Origin of the sequence: Collinsella sp. AM20-15AC (assembly GCF_003471405.1) — a bacterium.
Lineage (GTDB): Bacteria > Actinomycetota > Coriobacteriia > Coriobacteriales > Coriobacteriaceae > Collinsella.
Genome location: NZ_QRJA01000023.1, coordinates 17,725 through 38,980 on the forward strand (window position 1 = coordinate 17,725; position 21,256 = coordinate 38,980).

18 protein-coding genes and 3 tRNA genes are annotated in these 21,256 nt (G+C 61.0%); 13 read left to right on the forward strand and 8 right to left on the reverse strand.

All coding sequences use genetic code 11. From position 1 onward, the window contains the following. The first annotated feature begins 4 nt into the window (after positions 1-4). From sufB to sufU, 4 genes are read left to right on the forward strand one after another with little or no spacing between them, the layout of a single operon-like run. Entirely contained in the window at positions 5-1,417 is a 1,413-nt protein-coding gene (gene sufB / locus DW233_RS07975; protein ID WP_117736726.1) for a Fe-S cluster assembly protein SufB, read from the forward strand. Beyond that, the gene (locus DW233_RS07980; RefSeq protein WP_118267673.1) at positions 1,417-2,688 is read left to right on the forward strand and encodes a SufD family Fe-S cluster assembly protein; all 1,272 of its coding nucleotides are present in this window, start codon (positions 1,417-1,419) and stop codon (positions 2,686-2,688) included. The genes sufB and DW233_RS07980 overlap by 1 nt, the downstream gene beginning before the upstream one ends. Continuing rightward, positions 2,685-4,010, forward strand: a complete 1,326-nt coding sequence (locus DW233_RS07985) for an aminotransferase class V-fold PLP-dependent enzyme (protein WP_199574618.1) — start codon at positions 2,685-2,687, stop codon at positions 4,008-4,010. The genes DW233_RS07980 and DW233_RS07985 overlap by 4 nt, the downstream gene beginning before the upstream one ends. Next, positions 4,003-4,437 carry a Fe-S cluster assembly sulfur transfer protein SufU gene (sufU, locus tag DW233_RS07990; RefSeq protein WP_117563904.1) on the forward strand — a complete coding sequence of 145 codons (435 nt, stop codon included), beginning with the start codon at positions 4,003-4,005 and terminating at the stop codon, positions 4,435-4,437. Before DW233_RS07985 ends, sufU begins: the two co-directional genes overlap by 8 nt. A 65-nt stretch (positions 4,438-4,502) precedes the next feature. Here the strand turns inward: sufU and DW233_RS07995 are convergent, their stop codons facing one another. Further along, positions 4,503-5,303: a transposase gene (locus DW233_RS07995; RefSeq protein WP_118267675.1), complete on the reverse strand. Its 801-nt coding sequence runs from the start codon at positions 5,301-5,303 to the stop codon at positions 4,503-4,505. A 403-nt stretch (positions 5,304-5,706) separates the two neighbouring features. Here DW233_RS07995 and DW233_RS08000 point away from each other — a divergent pair, with 403 nt between their 5' ends. From DW233_RS08000 to DW233_RS10360, 5 genes are all read left to right on the forward strand, one after another. Then, a complete protein-coding gene (locus DW233_RS08000; RefSeq protein ID WP_006235554.1) occupies positions 5,707-6,441 on the forward strand; it encodes an iron-sulfur cluster assembly scaffold protein in 735 nt (244 codons plus the stop codon). Between the two features lie 18 nt (positions 6,442-6,459). Continuing rightward, the gene (locus tag DW233_RS08005; protein ID WP_055252290.1) at positions 6,460-7,464 is read left to right on the forward strand and encodes a GGGtGRT protein; all 1,005 of its coding nucleotides are present in this window, start codon (positions 6,460-6,462) and stop codon (positions 7,462-7,464) included. Positions 7,465-7,720: 256 nt separating this feature from the next. Then, entirely contained in the window at positions 7,721-9,247 is a 1,527-nt protein-coding gene (locus DW233_RS08010) for an FAD-dependent oxidoreductase (protein WP_118267677.1), read from the forward strand. Positions 9,248-9,408: 161 nt separating this feature from the next. Further along, the gene (locus DW233_RS10355; protein WP_199411575.1) at positions 9,409-9,735 is read left to right on the forward strand and encodes a BRO family protein; all 327 of its coding nucleotides are present in this window, start codon (positions 9,409-9,411) and stop codon (positions 9,733-9,735) included. Between the two features lie 12 nt (positions 9,736-9,747). Continuing rightward, on the forward strand, positions 9,748-10,269 hold the full coding sequence (locus DW233_RS10360; RefSeq protein WP_199411574.1) for a hypothetical protein: 522 nt from the start codon (positions 9,748-9,750) through the stop codon (positions 10,267-10,269). An 84-nt stretch (positions 10,270-10,353) separates the two neighbouring features. Here the strand turns inward: DW233_RS10360 and DW233_RS08020 are convergent. From DW233_RS08020 to DW233_RS08030, 3 genes are all read right to left on the reverse strand, one after another. After that, a tRNA-Lys gene (locus tag DW233_RS08020) sits at positions 10,354-10,429 on the reverse strand. 43 nt (positions 10,430-10,472) lie between these two features. Next, positions 10,473-10,548: transfer RNA gene (locus DW233_RS08025), tRNA-Lys, on the reverse strand. A gap of 22 nt (positions 10,549-10,570) precedes the next feature. Next, positions 10,571-10,647, reverse strand: a tRNA-His gene (locus DW233_RS08030). Positions 10,648-10,811: 164 nt separating this feature from the next. Here DW233_RS08030 and DW233_RS08035 point away from each other — a divergent pair. Both DW233_RS08035 and DW233_RS08040 read left to right on the forward strand, forming a co-directional pair. Then, the gene (locus DW233_RS08035) at positions 10,812-11,993 is read left to right on the forward strand and encodes a pyridoxal phosphate-dependent aminotransferase (protein WP_118267679.1); all 1,182 of its coding nucleotides are present in this window, start codon (positions 10,812-10,814) and stop codon (positions 11,991-11,993) included. A gap of 17 nt (positions 11,994-12,010) precedes the next feature. Continuing rightward, positions 12,011-12,448, forward strand: coding sequence for an ROK family protein (locus DW233_RS08040; RefSeq protein ID WP_233502702.1), 438 nt, complete (start codon positions 12,011-12,013; stop codon positions 12,446-12,448). 114 nt (positions 12,449-12,562) lie between these two features. Here DW233_RS08040 and DW233_RS08045 read toward each other — a convergent pair whose 3' ends face one another. From DW233_RS08045 to argS, 4 genes are all read right to left on the reverse strand, one after another. Next, a complete protein-coding gene (locus DW233_RS08045; RefSeq protein WP_117842594.1) occupies positions 12,563-13,012 on the reverse strand; it encodes a VanZ family protein in 450 nt (149 codons plus the stop codon). A 7-nt stretch (positions 13,013-13,019) separates the two neighbouring features. Beyond that, a complete protein-coding gene (locus DW233_RS08050) occupies positions 13,020-14,420 on the reverse strand; it encodes a hypothetical protein (protein ID WP_118267681.1) in 1,401 nt (466 codons plus the stop codon). Between the two features lie 313 nt (positions 14,421-14,733). After that, positions 14,734-17,280, reverse strand: coding sequence for a transcription termination factor Rho (rho, locus tag DW233_RS08055; protein ID WP_233540017.1), 2,547 nt, complete (start codon positions 17,278-17,280; stop codon positions 14,734-14,736). 529 nt (positions 17,281-17,809) lie between these two features. Then, a complete protein-coding gene (argS, locus tag DW233_RS08060; protein ID WP_117757736.1) occupies positions 17,810-19,663 on the reverse strand; it encodes an arginine--tRNA ligase in 1,854 nt (617 codons plus the stop codon). A 342-nt stretch (positions 19,664-20,005) separates the two neighbouring features. Here argS and DW233_RS08065 point away from each other — a divergent pair, with 342 nt between their 5' ends. Next, the gene (locus tag DW233_RS08065; RefSeq protein WP_022094807.1) at positions 20,006-20,491 is read left to right on the forward strand and encodes a CarD family transcriptional regulator; all 486 of its coding nucleotides are present in this window, start codon (positions 20,006-20,008) and stop codon (positions 20,489-20,491) included. A 116-nt stretch (positions 20,492-20,607) separates the two neighbouring features. Then, entirely contained in the window at positions 20,608-21,207 is a 600-nt protein-coding gene (locus DW233_RS08070) for an HD domain-containing protein (protein WP_055252329.1), read from the forward strand. Positions 21,208-21,256 lie beyond the last annotated feature (49 nt).

The window sequence follows — 21,256 nt, forward strand, 5'->3', positions numbered from 1 at the left end:
CGCAATGACCAAGAACCGCACCGAGGTCGCGGACATCGACCGCAGCCTCTACGACTTCACCTATGGCGAGGAGGGATTCGAGCGCCTGGACGCCGGCATTACGCCCGACATCGTGCGCGAGATCAGCGCCAAGAAGGACGAGCCACAGTGGATGCTTGACCTGCGCCTCAAGTCCCTCAAGATCTTCAACCGCTTCCCCGATCCGACGTGGGGCCCCTCCATCGAGGGCCTGGACATGGACAACATCGTCACCTATGTCAAGCCCAACACCGACCAAAAGCACGACTGGGAGTCGGTGCCCGACGACATCAAGAACACCTTTGAGCGCCTGGGCATCCCCGAGGCCGAGCGCAGCTATCTGGCGGGCGTCGGCGCGCAGTACGACTCCGAGCTGGTCTACCACAACATGCAGGATACGGCGTCCAAGATGGGCATCGTCTACTCCGGCATCGAGGAGGCCCTGCACGATCCGCAGTGGGAGCCGCTCATCCACGAGAAGTTTATGACGCTCATCCCGCCCACCGACCACAAGTTTGCGGCCCTGCACGGTGCCGTATGGTCGGGCGGCTCGTTTGTCTACGTGCCCAAGGGCACCAAGCTCGACTTCCCGTTGCAGAGCTACTTCCGCCTCAATGCCAAGGGTGCCGGCCAGTTTGAGCACACGCTCATCATCGTCGAGGACGATGCCGACCTGCACTTTATTGAGGGCTGCTCCGCGCCCAAGTACAACGTGGCCAACCTTCACGCCGGCGCCGTCGAGCTCTTTGTTGGCAAGCGTGCGCACCTGCGCTACTCGACCATCGAGAACTGGTCCAAGAACATGTACAACCTCAACACCAAGCGTGCGCGCGTGGACGAGGACGGCGACATCGAGTGGATCAGCGGCTCCTTCGGCAGCCACGTGGGCTACCTCTACCCCATGAGCGTGCTCAACGGCCGCCGGGCTCGCTCGAGCTTTACCGGTATCACCTTTGCCGGCGCCGGCCAGAACCTTGATACCGGCTGCAAGGTCGTACTTAACGCGCCCGATACCTCGGCAACGGTCGAGACCAAGGGCATCTCCAAGAGCGGCGGCATCCAGACCTTCCGAAGCTCCATCGTGGCCACGCCCAAGGCCGAGGGCTCCAAGGCAACCGTGAGCTGCCAGTCACTGATGCTCGACGACCAGAGCCGCTCCGACACCATCCCCGCCATGGACATCCGCGCCAAGAACGTCGACATCGGCCACGAGGCAACCATCGGCCGTATCGGCGACGACAAGGTGTTCTACCTGATGAGCCGCGGCATCTCGGAGGAAGAGGCCCGCACCATGATCGTCAACGGCTTTGCCAACCCGGTCTCCAAGGAGCTGCCGCTGGAGTACGCCGTCGAGATGAACAACCTAATCAAGCTCGAGATGGAAGGAGCGATCGGATAATGAAACAGGAAACCAACACCGCTGCCACCACGCTCGAGCAGGTCAACGCGATGCCCGCAGCAACCTGGGGCTGGCTCAAGATGAACCAGACCAAGCTCGAGCTTTCGAACGAACTTGCCGCCGCTCCCGCCGAGGCCGTTGAGGTCGAGGGCTTGGACGAGCAGCTTGCCGGCTCGGCCGACGCCTTCGACGCCGCCATGGACGCCATGGCCGAGCGCTTCCCCGAGCGCCGCGCCTCCGCCCCCGGCGACGCTGCCGACCGTGCCCGCATCACGCCCGAGACCGAGCTCGACGTGCCCGCCACCTCTGTCTACCAGGCCGGCGCCATCAAGCTCGAGGAGGAGCTCTCCCCTGCCGAGGCCTTCGAGACCGGCATGGGCGAGGCTGCCTATGCGTATCTGACCGAGCACGCCACCAAGCGCATCGTCATCGATGTTCCCGCCTACCAGCACGCCGCCGTTACCGTGCGCGTGAGTGGCGTCGACGCAGCGGCTGCGATTGCCGCCATCGACGTCGTCGCCCGCCCGCAGGCAACGCTCGACCTCGCCCTAGCCCTGGACTCCCCCGTTGCCGGCGAGGGCGTCGTGGGCTCCGTGCTGCGTGTGTGCGCCCACGAGTACGCCACCGTCAACGTGACCTGCACGCAGACACTCGACGACAGCTGGATCGCACTCGACGACACCGGCCTGTTCCTAGACGAGGGCGCGCGCGTCAACGTGCAGCACACTGTCCTGGGTGCCGGCGCCAGCGCCACCGGCCTTGCCGGCGACCTGCTGGGCGATACCGCCAAGGTGACCATCGATACCGATTACCTGGGCGCCCGCGAGCAGGTGCGCGACTTTAACTACGAGCTGCGCCACCGCGGTCGCAAGACCGAGTGCGAAATCGACGCCAACGGCGTGCTGACCGGCACGTCCAAGAAGGTCTACCGCGGCACCATCGACCTCGTGCACGGCTGCAAGGGTGCAACCGGCACCGAGCGCGAGACGGTGCTCTTGGCTAACAAGGGCGTCGACAACAAAACCGTTCCCGTCATCCTCTGCGACGAGGACGACGTCGCCGGCAACCACGGCGCCACCATCGGCCACGTCCGCGACGAGCAGCTGTTCTACCTCGCCTGCCGCGGCCTTGACCAAAACGCAGCCGAGGACCTGTTCATCCGCGCCAAGCTGGAGGACGCTGCGCTTTCCGCCACCGACGAGCGCACCCGCGCCGCCGTCGTCCGCCTGGGCAACAACCTGATCGACAACTTTGAGGAGGAGCTCGCATGATCGATACCGAGCACGTTAAATGTGACACCTGTACCGCACCGGAGCCTATGGAGCTCGACGCCAGCGACGAGGCTTCGCGCGGCTGGCCCACCGTAGATATCGAGACCAACCCCTACAAGGGCCAGTTCCCGCTGTTCCAGCAGCACCCCGAGATCGCCTTCCTCGATAGCGCCGCCACCGCGCAGCGCCCTGCCTGTGTGCTCGACGCCGAACGCGACTTCTACCAGCGCATGAACGCCAACCCTCTGCGCGGCCTGTACTCGCTGTCCGTCGAGGCCACCGACGCCATCGCGAAGGTCCGCCAACAGATCGCCGATCTCATCGGCGCCCCCAACGCCAACGAGATCGTCTTCACCCGCAACACGAGCGAGTCGCTCAACCTGGTCGCCAAGAGCTTTGCGCCCACAGTGCTCGAACCGGGCGACGAGGTCGTCATCACCATCATGGAGCACCACTCCAACCTGATTCCGTGGCAGCAGGTCTGCCGCGAGACCGGTGCCAAGCTCGTCTACCTCTACCCCACCAAGACCGGCCAGCTCACGACCGAGGAGGTTCTGGCCAAGGTGGGCCCCAAGACCAAGATCCTGGCCGTGGGTCAGGTCTCTAACGTCCTGGGCGTCGAGAATCCGGTCAAGAACCTCGGCAAGCTCGTGCACAAGTACGGCGGCTATCTGGTCGTCGACGGCGCACAGTCGCTGCCGCACATGCCAGTCAATGTGGCCGATCTGGGCGCCGACTTCTTTGCCTTTAGCGCGCACAAGGCCATGGGCCCCATGGGCATCGGCGTGCTGTGGGGCAAGATGGATCTGCTCAACGCCATGCCGCCCATGCTTACTGGCGGTGAGATGATCGACTCGGTTACTGAGCAGGACGCCGTCTGGGCTCCCGTCCCCGAGAAGTTCGAGGCCGGCACGCAGGACGCCGCCGGCATCTTCGCCACAGGCGCCGCCCTCGACTACCTCGTCAACACGGTGGGCTACGAAAACATCCAGGCACGCGAGCAGGCACTCGTCCACTACCTGATGGGCGAGCTCATGCAGCTCGACTTTGTCCAGATCATCGGCTCAATCTATTGGGATAACCACCACGGCGTCGTGAGCTTTAATGTCAAGGGCATCCACCCGCACGATGTCGCGAGCATCATGGACATGGACGGCGTCTGCATCCGCGCCGGTCACCACTGCGCGCAGCCGCTGCTCACCTGGCTGGGCGTCGAGAACCTTGCCTGCTGCCGCGCCAGCGTAGCCTTCTACAACGACAAGGCCGACATCGACAAGTTCATCGCCGGCCTGCATCACGTTTGGAGCACGTTCAATGGGTAATCTGTACACCTCCACCACATTTATGGAGCACAACTCGCACCCCGACTATAAGTACGAGATGGATGCTCCCACGCACGAGCACGACGGCATCAACCCTAGCTGCGGAGACGAGCTCACCTTGCAGCTGCGTGTCGAGAACAACGTGATCGAGGAGGCCTCCTTTACCGGTCACGGCTGCGCCATCAGCCAGGCCAGTGCCGACATCATGGCCGACCTCATCACCGGCGAGACCGTCGAGGAAGCTCGCCACCTGGCAGAGCTCTTCCTCGCCATGATCCGCGGCGAGAAGCTCTCCGAGGAGGACCTGGAAGACCTGGACGAAGCCGCCCAGCTCCAGGACATCTCGCACATGCCCGCCCGCGTCAAGTGCGCCGAGCTCGCCTGGCGCACCCTCGACGGCATGCTCACGGGACAAAATAATCAGTAGTATTTGTCCCAAATCTTAAAAATTTTGTTGGCCGAATCGCTTGACAAGAGTGGTTCGGCCATTTTCTATTCCGAGCCCTCAGCCTGAGCCTTCACTCGCGCATAAGCGCGCACGATACGAGAGACGGTACTCTTGCTGATGCCCGTATACCGTTCAATCTCGCGCACCGTGTAGCCGCCATCGTGCAGGGCGAAAATGATTCCGTCTCGCCGCGCGGGTGCTACGGTCTTGAGCTCATTGAGCGGAACGCCCAGGCGCTTCGCCATCTTATCGGCAAACGCACGCCGCTCCCACTCCGTCTCATCCATATCGTGAATCACCGGATCGGAACCATCGGGCATCGACAGAGAATAATCCAGAAACCCCTTGGCAGACTCAAAGAGCTCGAGCACACAAGAAGGGTCCGAAAATCCCCTCGTCGCATCGTTGTCATACGCTCGCAGATACTCGGCAAAGCTGCTCCACGGATAGCGCTCGATCAGGGCGATACCCGCCTCCTGCGGATTAGCGTGAACATAGCGAATGGCGGCCATTAGATAACGGTCGGTATCGAGCGAGCGCCGGTCAAAACGGTTCTGGAACAGATGACCTGTGCGCCCCGTGCGTTTATTGAACCGCCGCGCGTACGTCAAAAGCAGCCGGTGCATCGCCGCGCTCATCGCGTCCTCGTAATCTGCCAGCACCAAATGCACGTGATTGCCCATAAGGCACCAGGCGATAACCGTCACGCCCGCCTCGCGGCAGCACTCGCGCATCAGCTCCAAAAACTCCCACCGGTCTTCATCGCCCTCGAAGATGAGCTGCTTGCCCGTACCGCGAGCACAGACATGGTAAAAGCCGGTAACCGTTCTCCAAACGCGCTGCATGGCGCTCCCTTCGCCGGGATCTGATTGCCATCCAATACAGCACGATTGAAGCGTGCCATCAAAACATCCACGCAAAACAATACACTCGCGCGGCCAAAGGCAGTAAATAGGCGGCGAACGGCACCGTTGCAACAGGTCAGCCCCTGCAACGCTTACAAGAGCTGACCAAAAGCTTGCCCAAGACGGACCCCCTCTACGGAAGTTCGCGACCACAGAACATAGGGTTAAACCGTTTCAATTAAAACTTCCGGACTTCTCGCTACGAAAACTGAGCCGTTCACCGAATATTCCGTGCATTTCGCGGTATTATAGGGGCTGCATGTCATGTCCCTTTCGAAGGGTCGCCCGGCAATCGCCAGCCACGACCCCCAGACGGGACGCCAACACGATAGAGAGGAGAGGCATGCAGTACTCACAGGAAGTGGAGAACATGTGCCCCGTTGCCAAGGGTGCATACCACGGCCCCGCACCCATCCCCGAGGAGGGCAAGTGGGTCCAGGCTAAGGAGATTTCCGACATCTCCGGTCTTACGCACGGTGTGGGTTGGTGCGCACCTCAGCAGGGCGCCTGCAAGCTCACGCTGAACGTCAAGGACGGCATCATCGAGGAGGCCCTCGTTGAGACCATCGGCTGCTCGGGCATGACCCACTCTGCCGCCATGGCTTCCGAGATCCTTCCCGGTAAGACCATCCTCGAGGCCCTCAACACCGACCTCGTCTGCGACGCCATCAACGTTGCTATGCGCGAGATCTTCCTGCAGATCGTTTACGGCCGCAGCCAGACCGCGTTCTCCGAGGGCGGCCTGCCCGTGGGCGCCTCCCTCGACGACCTCGGCAAGGGCCTTCGCTCTCAGGTCGGCACCATGTTCGGCACCAAGGCCAAGGGCGCTCGTTACCTCGAGCTCGCTCAGGGCTACGTCACCCGCATGGCTCTCAACGACAAGAACGAGATCATCGCTTTCGAGTTCCTGAACCTCGGCAAGTTCACCGACGCCGTCAAGGCCGGCAAGACCCCCGAGGAGGCCATCGCTGGCGCTATGGGCCACTATGGTCAGTGGGAGAACGCTGCCAAGTACATCGACCCGCGCACCGACGAGGAGACTCACTCCGTCGCCAGCGTGTTCCCGGTTCACGAGTAGAAAGGGAGGGAAATAACTATGACTGTTACGTTCGAAGGTTACGAGCGCCGCGCTGACAAGATCAACAAGTGCCTCGCCGACAACGGCATCGCCTCCCTCGAGGAAGCTCTGCAGATCTGCACCGACAAGGGCTTCAACCCGCGTGAGATCGTCAACAACACCCAGTCCATCGCCTTCCAGAACGCCGAGTGGGCCTACACCCTCGGTTGCGCTCTCGCTGTCAAGCGTGGCGCCAAGACCGCTTCTGAGGCTGCCGCCATCATCGGCGAGGGCATCCAGGCCTTCACCGTTCCCGGCTCCGTCGCCGAGGACCGCAAGGTCGGTCTGGGCCACGGCAACCTGGGCGCTATGCTGCTCTCCGACGACACCGAGTGCTTTGCCTTCCTGGCCGGCCACGAATCCTTCGCTGCCGCCGAGGGCGCTATCGGCCTGGCTCTGAACGCCAACAAGGCTCGCAAGAAGCCGCTGCGCGTTATCCTCAACGGTCTGGGCAAGGACGCCGCCCAGATCATCGCCCGCATCAACGGCTTCACTTATGTAAAGACCCAGTTCGACTACTACACGGGCGAGCTCAAGGTCGTCGAGACCATCCCCTACTCCGATGGTCCCCGCGCTGCCGTTAACTGCTACGGCTCCGACGACGTCCGCGAGGGCGTTGCCATCATGTGGCACGAGAACGTCGACATCTCGATCACCGGTAACTCCACCAACCCCACGCGCTTCCAGCACCCCGTCGCTGGCACCTACAAGAAGGAGCGCCTCGAGGCTGGCAAGAAGTACTTCTCCGTCGCTTCTGGTGGCGGCACTGGCCGTACCCTGCACCCGGACAACATGGGCGCCGGCCCTGCCTCTTACGGCATGACCGACACCATGGGCCGCATGCACTCCGACGCCCAGTTCGCCGGTTCTTCCTCCGTGCCTGCGCACGTCGACATGATGGGTCTCATCGGCATGGGCAATAACCCCATGGTCGGTGCCACCGTCGCCTGCGCTGTCGCCGTCGAGGAGGCCCTCAAGGCCTAGTCGCGCCCGCGCGATGCTCACATAGTTGAGCTTTGGAGCCGCTACCTTTCGGGGTAGCGGCTCTTTTTGTTTACGCTGTCGCAGGGCAGCTAATGCCGATATATCAGTTGGGGCGAAATACGAGATGTGATGAGACGGAGCGTCAGAACGTCCATGACGCCCACCTGCCATATTTGCCCTTTACCGATTTGCCGAGTCTTTGCGGCCCCATTGCCGATCACCCATGCGACAATGCGCCGGACGAGAAAGGAATCCGATGGAATCGACTGATGTACTGGTAATTGGATCTGGCATTGCGGGCCTTTGTGCCGCCATCGAAGCGGCACGCGCGGGCGCGACCGTTGTCATCGCAAGCGCCGGCAAAACCATGAGCGGATCGAGCTTTTTCCCGGGCACCTGGGGCCTCGGTCTTATTGGCCCCGTCGACAAAGACGACGAACAGGACCTCATCGACACCATCCGGACCGTGGGCGGCGGCGTTGCCGACCCTGAACTCGTCCAGACGTTCGTCCACGGCATTCCCCAGGCAATTGAATGGCTCGAGCAAGACTTGGGCGTTGAGCTTCAGCGTCCGCAAAGCGTCGAAAGCGCTCAGCAAAAGCAGTTTATCCCCTGCTTTGACCACAAGACGCGCATGTGGCGCGGCCTCACCCGCAAGCCCCTTGAGGACGCTCTGACGACCCGGATCGAGTCGCTCGGCATTCGCCTGCTCCCCCGCCATGAGCTTATCGACCTTGTTGAAGATACGGACGGAAAGATTGTCGGCGCCACGCTCTACGACCGGACAAACGAGCATCTCGTGCCTATGGCAGTCAAGGCCACTATCATCGCTGCGGGCGGCACGGGTGGCCTGTTCGAGCGCAGCCTCACTTCCGCCGACGTGCTCAGCTCATCACAGGCTATCGCGCTGGCGCACGGTGCGTCCCTTACTAATATAGAGTTCATGCAGATGATGCCCGGCTTTATAGAGCCCAAGCGAAACCTTGTTTTTAACGAGAAGACCTGGCGCTACGTCAAGTTCGACCAGCCGGTCGATATCGCCGACGATAAGCTCGACAATCTGCTCGAGCAACGCTCCGGATATGGTCCCTTCACTTCGCGCCTGGATTCTCGCGCTATCGACCTAGCCATCGACCAAGCGGGAGCCGAAGGCCTGGCACTCCACTACGACTTCCCCCGCGAGGACGTCCCCGAGTTTGTGCAGACCTTTGCCACCTGGCTACAAGACGAGCACGGCATCGCGCCGGCCGACGAGATGCGCGTGGCGATGTATGCCCACGCCGCCAACGGCGGTATCAAAATCGACAAGACCGCGTACACGGGCGTTGAGGGCCTCTACGCCTGCGGTGAGGCAACAGGCGGCATGCACGGCGCCGACCGCATCGGCGGCTTGTCGAGTGCCAATGGCATCGTATTCGGGCGCATCGCGGGCGCATCGGCAGCTCGAGCAGCGCTGGACGCTCCCGAGGCGGCCGCTCCGATGGATATCGCCCTCCCTCAGTATGGCATTGCCACAACAGATGCCGAACGCCTGACACACAGCCTTAAGCACACGATGAGCACCTATTGCATGATCAACAGGACCGAAGCAGGTCTATCCAAGGCCCTGCAACAGCTTGAAAGCCTGAAAGACGAGGCAACGGCGCTGAGCAAGCCGCATGCCAATGACAGCGAGATCGCAGCCCTCGCCCGCCTGCAATCGCAGAATCAGCTGGCAACGGAGATGGTCAAAGCCATGCGCAAGCGGACCGAAAGCCTGGGTTCGCACTATCGATCGAATTAAACTGGACACCTATCTAGAGCAGAGCACAACTAATCGATATCTATGGGCCCCGTGACCTCGAAGTGGCACGGGGCCCATTCGTGTCCGCACGGCAGCGTATCCTTATTCTGAGTACAGAGCGGGCAAAGCGCGCATAGACAATAGATCAGCGAGGAGGAGATATGGACAGTAGAGATATCGAGAAGTGGCGTGTCGAACTTGATAGCTGCGCCAATGTGGAAGACGGCGTTGAGTATTGGCTCGCACGCGATTTAATGGAACCCATGGGATACACTCGATGGGAGAACTTCGCCGAAGTTGTTAAGAGGGCAAAAGTCTCGTGCGAAACAAATAAAACTCCAGTTGATTCCCATTTTCGTGACACCACGAAAATGATAACTGCCGGTGTCGCCGCTCGCGCGGTTAAAGACTACAAGCTTACGCGCTATGCATGCTATTTAATCGCCCAAAACGGAGATTCAAACAAGCCAGAGATCGCGCTCGCCTAGGCATACTTTGCCGTGCAGACGCGCCGCCAAGAGCTCATAGAGCAGCGCTTCGCAGAGATTCAGCGCTTACAGGCGCGCCACTCGCTATCCGATTCAGAGAAACAGCTCTCGGGTATTGCGTTCAAACGCGGCGTGGACTCCAAAGGATTCGCGATCATCAAGTCGAAGGGCGACGAAGCGTTATTCGGCGGCAGAAGCACGGCGGAAATGAAGCAGCAGCTCGGCATATCCAAGAGCGCGGCATTGGCGGACAGGTTAGCCGATGTCCTCATCAAAGCAAAGGACCTTACGAACTCGATGACGGCCTTCAACGCCGAGGAACACGACCTGTACGGTCTGGACCAGATCAAGCAAGAGCACGTCGAGAACAACACAAGCGTGCGTGGCGGCCTCATCGACCGCGGAATTGTCCCCGAGAACCTGCCACCTGCCGAGGATACAAAAAAGCTCGAGCGTCGCGTGAAGGCAGCGGAGAAGAAACTCAAGGAAGGTACTGACGGTTTTACCGATCCCCAGGGTAGACTCGATCTGTGAAAGCGGCCGTGCCCTTTCGGGTTCGACCCCATGAAAGGTCAACAAAAAAGACGGCCAACTTTCGTTGACCGTCTAAACATGCTTTGGTGGGCCGTCAGGGGGTCGAACCCTGGACCTTGGGATTAAGAGTCCCCTGCTCTACCAACTGAGCTAACGACCCAAAGCTAAAGTCCGTGGTGGCGGACTTTAGAGGAGATATCGTGTGGTGGGCCGTCAGGGGGTCGAACCCTGGACCTTGGGATTAAGAGTCCCCTGCTCTACCAACTGAGCTAACGACCCGATATCAACACGAAGCAAGAACTGGGGTGGGTAAAGGGACTCGAACCCTCGACCTACGGGACCACAACCCGTCGCTCTAGCCAACTGAGCTACACCCACCGTGTCCTGTGCGCTTCGCGCTCGACTATTATTGCAAGGAACGCCACGCGATGCAAGCCCCAATTTTCAAGAATTTTGAAAAGAGTTTTTCGAGCCCGTTTCGAGCAAATCCCATCGGTTCCATAGGAGTAAACTTGCTCCACCCAATGCTCGAAAGGATAGGCATGAAAGAACTCTCCAACCGCACGGCGGCGTTTACCGATTCGGTCATCCGCCGCATGACGCGCATCTCCAATAAGTATGGCGCCGTCAACCTGTCGCAGGGCTTCCCCGACTTCGATCCCCCGGCGCAGCTGCTCAACAGCCTGAGCGCCATCGCCAGCGACCCCAAGCCGCTCTATCACCAGTACTCCATCACCTGGGGCTCCCAGGCCATGCGTGAGGCGCTTGCCGCCAAGCAGGAGCACTTTATGGGCATGCCGATCAACCCCAACGAGAACATCGTGGTCACCTGCGGCTCCACCGAGGCCATGATGGCCGCCATGATGACGGTCACAAACCCCGGCGACAAGGTCGTCATCTTCTCGCCATTCTACGAGAACTACGGCGCCGACACGATCCTCTCGGGTGCCGAGCCCATCTACGTGCCGCTTAACCCACCTGCGTTCGACTTTGACCGCGAGACACTCGAGGCGGCCTTCCGCGACAACGATCCCAAGGCCATCGTCCTGTGCAACCCTTCCAACCCCTGCGGCAAGGTCTTTACGCGCGAGGAGCTCACCTTAATCGCCGACCTCTGCAAAAAGTACGACGCCTACTGCATTACCGACGAGGTATACGAGCACATCGTCTACGCGCCCCACGAGCACGTCTATATGGCCACGCTGCCCGGCATGTTCGATCGAACCATCAGCTGCAGTTCGCTGTCTAAGACGTACTCCATCACCGGCTGGCGTCTGGGCTACACCATCGCCCCGGCCCAGATCACCGAGCGCATTAAAAAGGTCCACGACTTCCTCACCGTGGGTGCTGCCGCTCCCCTGCAGGAAGCTGTCGTCACCGCCCTCAAATTCGACGACAGCTATTACCAGGAGGTCCTCGACCTCTACACCGCCAAGCGCGACCTATTCTGTCAGGGGCTCGATAGCATCGGTCTTGAGCACAACGTGCCGCAGGGCGCCTACTATGTGATGATGGATATCTCGGAGTTTGGCTATGACAGCGACCTCGACTTCTGTGAGGATTTGGCCTCCAAGGTGGGCGTGGGCGCCGTTCCGGGCTCGAGCTTCTTCCGCGAGCCCGTCAACCATCTGATTCGTTTCCACTTTGCCAAGCGAGACGAGACGCTCAACGCTGCGCTTGAGAACCTCAAGTCGCTACGTGATAAAATCAACCCGCGCTGGTAAGGACAGCCCGGCACTAAATGCATCCCGAGGCCGGCCACATCCTGGTCACTCACGACCCGCGCGACACCATTGGCGAGCACAGCGGCTGTCCCTTCCACGACAACTGCCTCGAGGGCCTCATCGCCGGTCCCGGCGTTAAAAAGCGCTGGGGTGGCAAGAGCGCCGGAGAGATGGCCGATGACCCGGAGGCCATGGACCTGCTCGCCGGCTATCTGGCGCAGGCGCTCATGACCTACATCCTGTGCTACGCACCGCAGAAGAACGTCATCGGTGGCGGCGTGGCCGACCACACCCCCATCGTGCCGCTCGCGCGCAAGAAGTGCGCCGAGATGCTCAACGGCTACATCGTCACGCCCGAGATGGCCGACATCGATAGCTATATCGTCAACAACAGCCTCGAGGGCAAACAGGGCATTATGGGCTGCTTGGCCCTGGGCGCTCAGGCGCTTCAGTAGCAGACGCACCCACAGGGCGTGGCGCGCCCGGCAAATCCGACCTACGGAACGACGCCACCACGCCTCATATAAGCCCTCAAATAAAAAAGGCCGCCTAGGACCAAACAATACGTCCTAGGCGGCTTTTTTGGCGCGCATCAGCGGCCGTAAGAGATATCGGAGCACAACGCCCGTTGCCGCACCACAGCAGTCAATCATCACATCGGTGATCATGCCGGCGCGTCCCGGCACAAAGAGCTGAATCGTCTCGTCGATCGAAGGAATCAGCAGCAGGAACACCGCCGTGGGCAGCAGCACGTCAAAGGTGCGCCGGCCCTCAAAATCAAAGGCGTGCGTTGCCAAGATGCCGAGCACCATATACTCGGTAAAATGCGCGCATTTGCGAACAACAAAGTTGGTCACCCATTCATATGGAAGTCCCACGCCGCGCAGGAAACCGCGGATAGCTTCCATGACCGTTAGGCTCAGCGAACCCGACCCCGAGCCGGGAACCAGCGAATTGCCCCAGATCAAGAGCGCCATCAGGCAGGTCACGACCGCCCATTTTCGATTGATCTTAACCATGCAGAAGTTATGCCTCCGCGCGGAGCGGCGCGAAGCTGGCGGTACCGCCCTCGATAACGCTCAGATAGGCACGGCCCGTACGCTTGGCGGTAGAGGACTGCAGGCGCTCGATTTCTTCCTCGAGGATCTGATTGACGCGCTCGTGACGACGATTTTCCATAATGCCGGCGGCAATAGCCTCGGCTCGCTCGATGCCCTCGCGCGAGATACGGGCGGTATCCTCGGGGAACACAGCGCTGTGACGGCCGACATAGGCGGGTGCAGCAGGCTGAGGGGCAGCGACGGGAGCGGGAGCTGCAACAGGAGCAGGCTCGTCGATCTCGTCCAGAATCGCGGTGGCAGCGGCCCACATGTCCTCGTGGCCCGAGTAATCGGCCATGGGGACATCAACCTCGAGCGAGGCGTCCGGAAGGTCGCCGGTGTCGATGCGATCTTGGGCATCAATCGATGCGGTGATGGCTGCAGGCTCATCGAGGTCATCGAGATCGATGCCCGCGGCACCGGAGATGATAGGCATGCTGGCGAGGTTTGCATTGTACGGCGCAGCCTCAGCCGCCTGCTGCTGGGCAGGAGCGCCCCAAAGCGAGCTTTCGGCGGCACGGCGGGCGGCAACAGCCTCCTCGTCCGCGGTCATGGCTTCATCAACGTACGAATTATCGGCAGAAGCGTTCGCGTCCGCCGAGGTAGCGCTGTAGGCGTTATTGACCGCCGCATTGGCAACGAGTGCCACGAAAGCCGCCGTGCTGCCCGCAGGGGCGGCCTGGGAGCCCGACACGGCGCGTGCCGCGGCGGCGATATCATCGCGATTGAAGGAGCCGGTCTGCCCGCCGTTGGTGAGCTCGTCGATGGCGACTTGATAGACGTCGCGCGAGCGTGCAGGGTCGCAGCTCACCGGCGAATCGTCGTCGAGCATGCTGTCGATCATGGACCAAGCCTCGGCCTCGTCCATAGCATCTGCGGCTCGAGCGATGGTAGGGACACCATCATCGGCATGACGGCGCTGGAACGCACCAGTCAGGCCGGAAAGGAATGCCGAGGTAGACTGCTCCGACTGAGCCTGAGAAGCAGAAGCCGCAGCGTACGGAATCGCATCCTGCTGCTGAGCTGGAATCGAGGCGGTCTTGAACTCGCTTTGATGCTGATTGAGATTGGCGACACCGCCCATGGCATCGGGCTGGAACAGACGCTCTTCACGCTGCGCACGATACTCGGAGATACCCAGCGAGGCGGCATAGATACCCACGCCCGCCACCGCGCCCACGGCGAAGGGAACTGCACCCGCCACGACCGTCTCGTTCACCGACGAAAACGGCAGCGTCGCGGCATACATAACCACGGGAGCGGCAAGGCCGATCCCGCACGAAAGTCCGGCAAGGACTGCTCGTTGTGTTGCATCAGAAGAAGCCATGAGCTCTCCCCATCTTCCAGCACCCAAATCGCATCATTCAGTTGGCTGCGCGAGAGAAGATGAAGCGGGGCTATGCCCCAAAGCAACGGTATATGGTTCGTTTCATCTGCGTTTTCCGTCGCGAAGCTTAAAAGTTATTATGCGAAACCACCCTGCCGATTGCAAGCGACGATGTCGGATTGAAACGGGAAACCTGCTGCTCGTCGGTCTTACGGTCAAAAATAAGCGCGGAGCGGCGCTATAGAAAAGGGCCGAGGCTCAAAGCCCCGACCCTTTATCGCATTGATGACTATCGCTGCGCGTGGATGACAACCTAGAACGTCTGCTCGTAGTCGCTGTGTTTTTTGGCCGAACGCACCAGGAACTCCTGGTTGGTGTTGGTGCCCTTAAGACCCTTGATAAACGATGCGGCTGCGCGCTCGGTGTTGTTCATGCCGGCAAGAATGCGACGCAGACCAAAGACAAACGGACGCATCTGCTCGTCGACCAACAGGTCCTCGTTACGCGTACCGGAGGCAACGGGGTCGATAGCCGGGAAGATGCGGCGGTCGGCCAGGTCGCGGTCGAGCTTAAGCTCCATGTTGCCGGTGCCCTTGAACTCCTCAAAGATGACTTCGTCCATCTTGGAACCGGTGTCGATGAGGGCAGAGGCCAGGATGGTAAGCGAGCCACCGTTCTCGATATTGCGGGCTGCACCCAGGAAGCGCTTGGGCGGATATAGGGCCGCCGAATCGACGCCGCCCGAAAGGATGCGGCCCGAGGCGGGCGCCGCCAAGTTGTAGGCGCGGGCGAGGCGCGTGATGGAGTCGAGCACCACCACGACGTCGCCACCCAGCTCTACGATGCGCTTGGCGCGCTCGATGACGAGCTCTGCCACGCGGGTGTGGTTGTCGGCAGGCATATCGAAGGTCGACGCCACAACCTCGCCCTTGATGGAACGCTGCATATCGGTGACCTCTTCGGGGCGCTCGTCGACGAGCAGGCAGATGAGGTGCACCTCGGGGTTGTTAATCGAGATAGACTGGCAGATCTTCTTGAGGATCGTGGTCTTGCCGGCCTTGGGCGGGGACACGATCAGGCCGCGCTGGCCCTTGCCGATCGGTGACACGATGTCGATGGCGCGGCCGGTAATAGAGTCCTTGCCGTGCTCCATGCGCAGCGGCTCGTTGGGATAGACCGGGGTGAGGTCGCCGAACTTGGGACGGTTGCGAATCTGCTCGGGGTCCAGACCGTTGACGGTCGTGATTTTGGCGAGGCCGGCGCGCTTGTCGCCGCCGCGCGAAGGACGCAGCGAGCCCTCGATGACGTCGCCCGTGCGCAGGCGCGCGGAGCGGATGAGGTAGGCGGGCACGAAGGCGTCGTCGTTGGACTTCATGTAGCCATGGGCGTGGATGATGCCGGAGCTGTCCGGGCGAATCTGCAGAATGCCCTTGATGTCGCGGAAGCCCTCGGCCTTCGCAGCGGTGACGTAGATTTCCTCGACGAGCTCGGCCTTCTTCTTGCCGGTCGTCTCGATCTCGAACTCCTTAGCCTTCTCGCGCAGCTCAGCGACCTTCATGGCCGCGAGTTCCTCGCGCGAAAGCGTGGGCTCGGTGGGAGCGGCATTACGCTCCTTGTTGCGCTGTTTGCGATCGCGCTGGCGGTTGCGACGGTCGTTGTTGCGGTCGTCCTTACGCTCGTTGCGCTCGTCGTTGCGCTTGTGCTGGCGACGGTTGGGACGAGTGCCGTCTTCGCCCTCAGCGGGGGCGGCACCATCGGTTGCGGCGGTGCCAACATTGGCCGCGGCGGCGTCATTGGCCTCGGCGCCAGAATCAACCTGCGCTTCGACATCCTGCTGCTCGGACGCCTTGGCCTTAACGGACTTCTTACGACCGCGCTTGGGCTTCTCGGACGCAGGCTGTTCGACGTCCTGGGCCTTGGCGACATCAGTCGACGCATCGGCGGTCGTCTCGGCAGAATCCTCGGACGCACCCTTCTTGGCAGCCTTGGCCTTGGACGTGCGCTTAGCAGCAGTACGACGGCTGCGACCGGGACGGACGTCGGCGGGCTCGGCATCGGCGGGAGCGGCCTCGGAAGTCGTAGCATCCTGGACGGGTGCATCGGCAGCGGTTGCAGACTCGGCGGTCGCCGCAGCATCCCGAGCGGCGGCGGCTGCGGCTGCGGCCTTCTCTGCCTCGACGAAGGCCTTGGGCTTGCGACCGCGACGGTGCGGGCGCAAAGCCGGATCGACAACGGGAACTTCGCTGGCCTCGACAGGCACAGCGGGCTCAGCAGGCGATGCGCCCTCCCCTGCCGCGGAACGGACCGAAGCCTCAGTGAGCTCGGGGGCTACCTGTTCCGCAACTTGCTCGGCCTTAGCAGCCGTGCGGCGGCGTGTGCGCGGTGCCGGCTTCTCGGTCGGCAGGTCGGCGGCAGGGGTCTCGATGGCGGCAGGCGTCTCGGGCACAGACGGAGCTGCAAGCTCGGTCAGAGCCGCGGCCTCGCGCTCGGCAGCACGACGGCGGGCGCGCACCACCTGAGCCTCGCTAATCTGCGCCAACGCACGTGCCTGCGCGACCTCATCGGAAATCGGCACCGAGGAGTCAGCTGCAACGGTGCGCTTGGCGCGCGTCGTGCGCGTGGTACGGCGCTTGGGCTTGGTGACCTCCTCGCCGTCAGCGGCAGGCTTGGCCGTGCGGCGCGCGAGCCTGGGCTTTGCCGGAGCAGCCTCCTCACCAGTTGCAGGCGCAGGCGTCGAAGCAGCCTTAGGCGTCTCGGGAGCCGAGGCTTGCGCGGGCGCCGCGACCTGGTCCGACGCAACCGGTGCAGCGGGAGCGGCTTGCGTCGTCGTTATTTCGATTTCTTGCTGTTGATCAGACACAGTGTTTGCTCAACTTTCTTTTCAAGCCCTGTGATCACATGCTCCCTGCATAAACCTTCAGGGCGGCTAAACAGTCTAGTTCCGTTCAAAACGACGGACATCATTGATCTGTATCGAGATGATTGCGTCAACTACGCAGCGTTAGTGTAACACAACCGCCGCCACCTGCAACTTAGTCATTAGGGGCGTTCTTAAACGACTAGTCAAAAGGGACACTCTTTGGTCTACCACCCACAAATCAGACTGCCTCCGCCAAAACTATGGCGGTTTACTACGACGAATCGATCAACCGCGACCACTCCGAAACATGTTGAACTAAAACCGCAGGTAGATGCCTTGCGCTTTTTTGCGAAAAGCCGGCGTGGTTGGAAATTCCCAATTCATCGTAGTAAACCGGCATAGTTTCGTATTTCCAGCAGTTCCAAATTCGTCAATACGTCGGCATTTGCGAAAAAAGCCCGACCTCCGTGGGAGATCGGGCTTATAGGGCTCAGTTAAACCAAACCTACACGGTCAAATGACCCGCAGGTTACATCTGCTCGGGCGCGGAAACGCCAACGAGGGTGAGCACCAGGGCGAGCGTCACGCGGACGGCATCGCAAGCGGCCAGACGGGCACGCGAAAGCTCGGGGTCGACGGGACGGCCCTCGCTCGGCAGCACCTGGCAGGCAGCGTAGAAGCTGTGGAAGTCACCGGCGAGTTCCTCGGCAAAGTGGGTCAGACGGAACGGGGCGCGATCGCGAGCACAGCTGGCGATCAGGTCGGTGAGCTCGTTGAGCTTGCGCGAAAGGGCGAGCTCGGTCGGGTCGGTCAGCAGCGAGTAATCGACGTTCTCACCGATGGCCTTGGCGGCAACGGCCTTCATGCCCATCTCGTCGGCCTGCTCGGCGGTAACGTCGGCGGCACGGCGCAGGATGGAGCACACGCGGGCGTGAGCATACTGCACGTAATAGACCGGGTTGGAGTTGTCGCGCTTCTTAACGGCCTCGATGTCGAAGTCGACCATCTGGTTGGAGCTCTTGGAGATGAGCGTGTAGCGAGCGGCATCGGAGCCAACCTCGTCGACGAGCTCCTGAAGGGTCACCATGGTGCCCTTGCGCTTGGACATACGGACGGGCTTGCCGTTACGCAGCAGGTTGACGAGCTGGCCCAGTAGAACCTCGAACTTGCCGGGGTAACCCAGAGCGTCGCAGACGCAGCGGACGCGCTCGATGTAACCGTGGTGGTCGGCGCCCCAGATGTCGATGACGTGGTCGACGCGCTGGAACTTATCCCAGTGATAGGCGACGTCGGAGGCGAAGTAGGTGTACTCGCCGTCGGACTTGATCAGGACGCGGTCCTTGTCGTCGCCCAGATCGGTGGAGCGGAACCACAGGGCGCCGTCCTTGGTGTAGAGGTAGCCCATCTTGTCGAGCTTCTCAAAAGCGCGGTCGACGGCGGAGGTGCCGGCGGTCTCGCCCTCGGTGTCCTTCACATACAGCGAGCGCTCGGAGTACCAACGGTCAAAGTCGCAGTTGACGGCGTGGCAGAGGTCGCGCATGTTGTCGACCATCTTCACGTAGCCGCGCTCACGGAAGCTCTCCATACGCTCCTGCGGATCGGCGTCGACCCACTTGTCGCCGTCGGTGCGCCAGAACTCGGCGGCCTCGTCGATGATGTAGTCGCCGCCGTAAGAGTCCTTGCCCAAGGTCTCGGCAAAGTTGTCCTGATACGGATGGGTCTCGGGGTGCTCGTCGTTCTCGTCGGCAACAAAGGCGTCACGGTCGGCGATCAGCAGCTTGTGAGCCTCGTCGATATCAACGCCCTGCTTGGCGATGATGTCGGCAAGCTGCATATAGCGCGTGCTGATGGAGTTGCCGAAGGTGTTCATCTGAGAGCCGTGGTCATTGATGTAGAACTCACGCTGGATGTCGTAACCGGCGTGGTCCATGACGCGGCAAAGGGAGTCGCCCAGAGCGGCCCAGCGGCCGTGACCAATGTGCATGGGGCCGACGGGGTTGGCGGAAACGAATTCGACCTGGGTCTTCAGGCCACCACCGACGTTGGACTTAGCGAAGTCCATGCCCTTCTCGCGAGCCTCGCCAAAGATGGCATTCTTGACGGCAACGGAGAGGTAGAAGTTGATGAAACCGGGGCCTGCGATCTCAACCTTCTCGATCGCGGGATCCTCGGGCATATGGGCAACGATGGCCTCGGCGATCTTGCGCGGGGCGCAGTGGGCCAGCTTGGCGGACTTCAGGGCCATGGTGGAGGTCCACTCGCCATGAGAAGTGTCAGCCGGTCGCTCGATAGCGCAATCGTCAAGTTCAAATGCGGAAAGGTCGCCGGCCTCCTGGGCCGCAGCAAGCGCAGCGCGTACCAGCTCTTCAATCTTCTCGGGCATAGATCCTCCTTGTGTTAAAGCCCCCGAGCTCTTGGTCACTCGTAGGGCAAAAGCCAGAGTTTGTAGCACTCTATCACAAGCGACGGGCACTGTCGCAGGGTAAAGCCAATCGAAATTGCATATGCACAAAATTGACTACAGCTTGCATGGACTCACTCAAAGATGCCGGTCTGCCTGCAGATTATGCACGCGTTGAAAATGCATAAAGGTGTGAATGAGCTGTGTCTTTTATCGAATACTCTTACCTATCAGAGTTGTGTGCTTTTCCTGCATAAAGCGAGGATTTGCGCACGTCAGCGTGTTATTCTAGACATACGTAAATTCGTATAAGTTGGAGGTAGCATGTTCTCAATCGGTCAACACGTCATTCATCCGGGTCAGGGAGTCTGCACCGTCGTCGGTTTTAGGGACGACACGCCGCAGCCCATGCTGTTGCTCGAGACCAAGCAGGGACATGCGCAGACGATCCTCATGTACCCCGTGGCGCAGGCCGATCGTTTGCATGCCGCCATCTCCCAACAAGATGCCGAGCACCTGCTGAGCCACTATGACGAGCTGGAGTGCGACACCTTTACCGAGCGTAACAGCTCGCTTGAGGAGACGCACTTTAAGCAGCAGCTCAAGCTGGGCGCGCCCGAGACGGTCCGCGTGGCAAAGACCATGATGCACCGCATTCGCCAGGCCGAGGAAGCTGATAAAAAGCCCAGCTCTTACTATATGCGTGTACTCAAGGAGGCCAAGCGCCGCTCCATTGAGGAGTTCGCCGTGGCCCTGGGCGTCACCGAAGAGGACGCCGAAGCCCGCCTAGCCCAAGCCGCCCTCAACTAACCCATCCGCGCCAAAACCACCACAAAGGGGACAGGCACCTTTGTGGTGGTTTTTTCGTTCTAGTCGTTCTAGTAGTATTCATTCTTAGCGATACCTGCGAGCACAAGGAGTCTTTTATGGCAGAGCCACTTTCCGCCGGAATCACCCGCGACCGTGCGTTCGAATTGCTCAACGAGCACAATAAGGACCCGTTCCACATCACCCACGGCGAAACGGTCGAGGGCACCATGCGCTACTTTGCGCGCGAGTTCGACCCCGAGAACGAGGAGTTTTGGGGCATCGTCGGTCTGCTGCACGACCTAGATTGGGAGGAGCATGAGGACGACCCCATGAACCACACCATCTATGCGGCCGAGATCCTTGAAGGCGAGGGCGCCTCTCCCGATCTCATTCGCGCCATTCAGACGCACACGTCGGACTTCAACACCTCGCTGCCCAAGCCCGAGCTGCAGATGGAAAAGATCCTGTTTGCCTGCGACGAGCTCACCGGCTTGATCGGTGCTGCCGTCATCATGCGTCCGAGTAAGAGCGTCATGGACTTTACGACCAAGTCGCTCAAGAAAAAGTTCAAGGACAAGCGCTTTGCCGCCGGCTGCTCGCGCGACGTGATTACGCAGGGTGCCGAGATGCTGGGCTGGGAGCTCCCCGAGCTCTTCGACCGTACCATCGCGGCCATGCAGTCCTTCGCCCCCGACCGCGACACCTTTCAGGCTTAATTCCAAAACCACCACAAAGGGGACAGTGAACTGCGCCCCGAAACTTGGA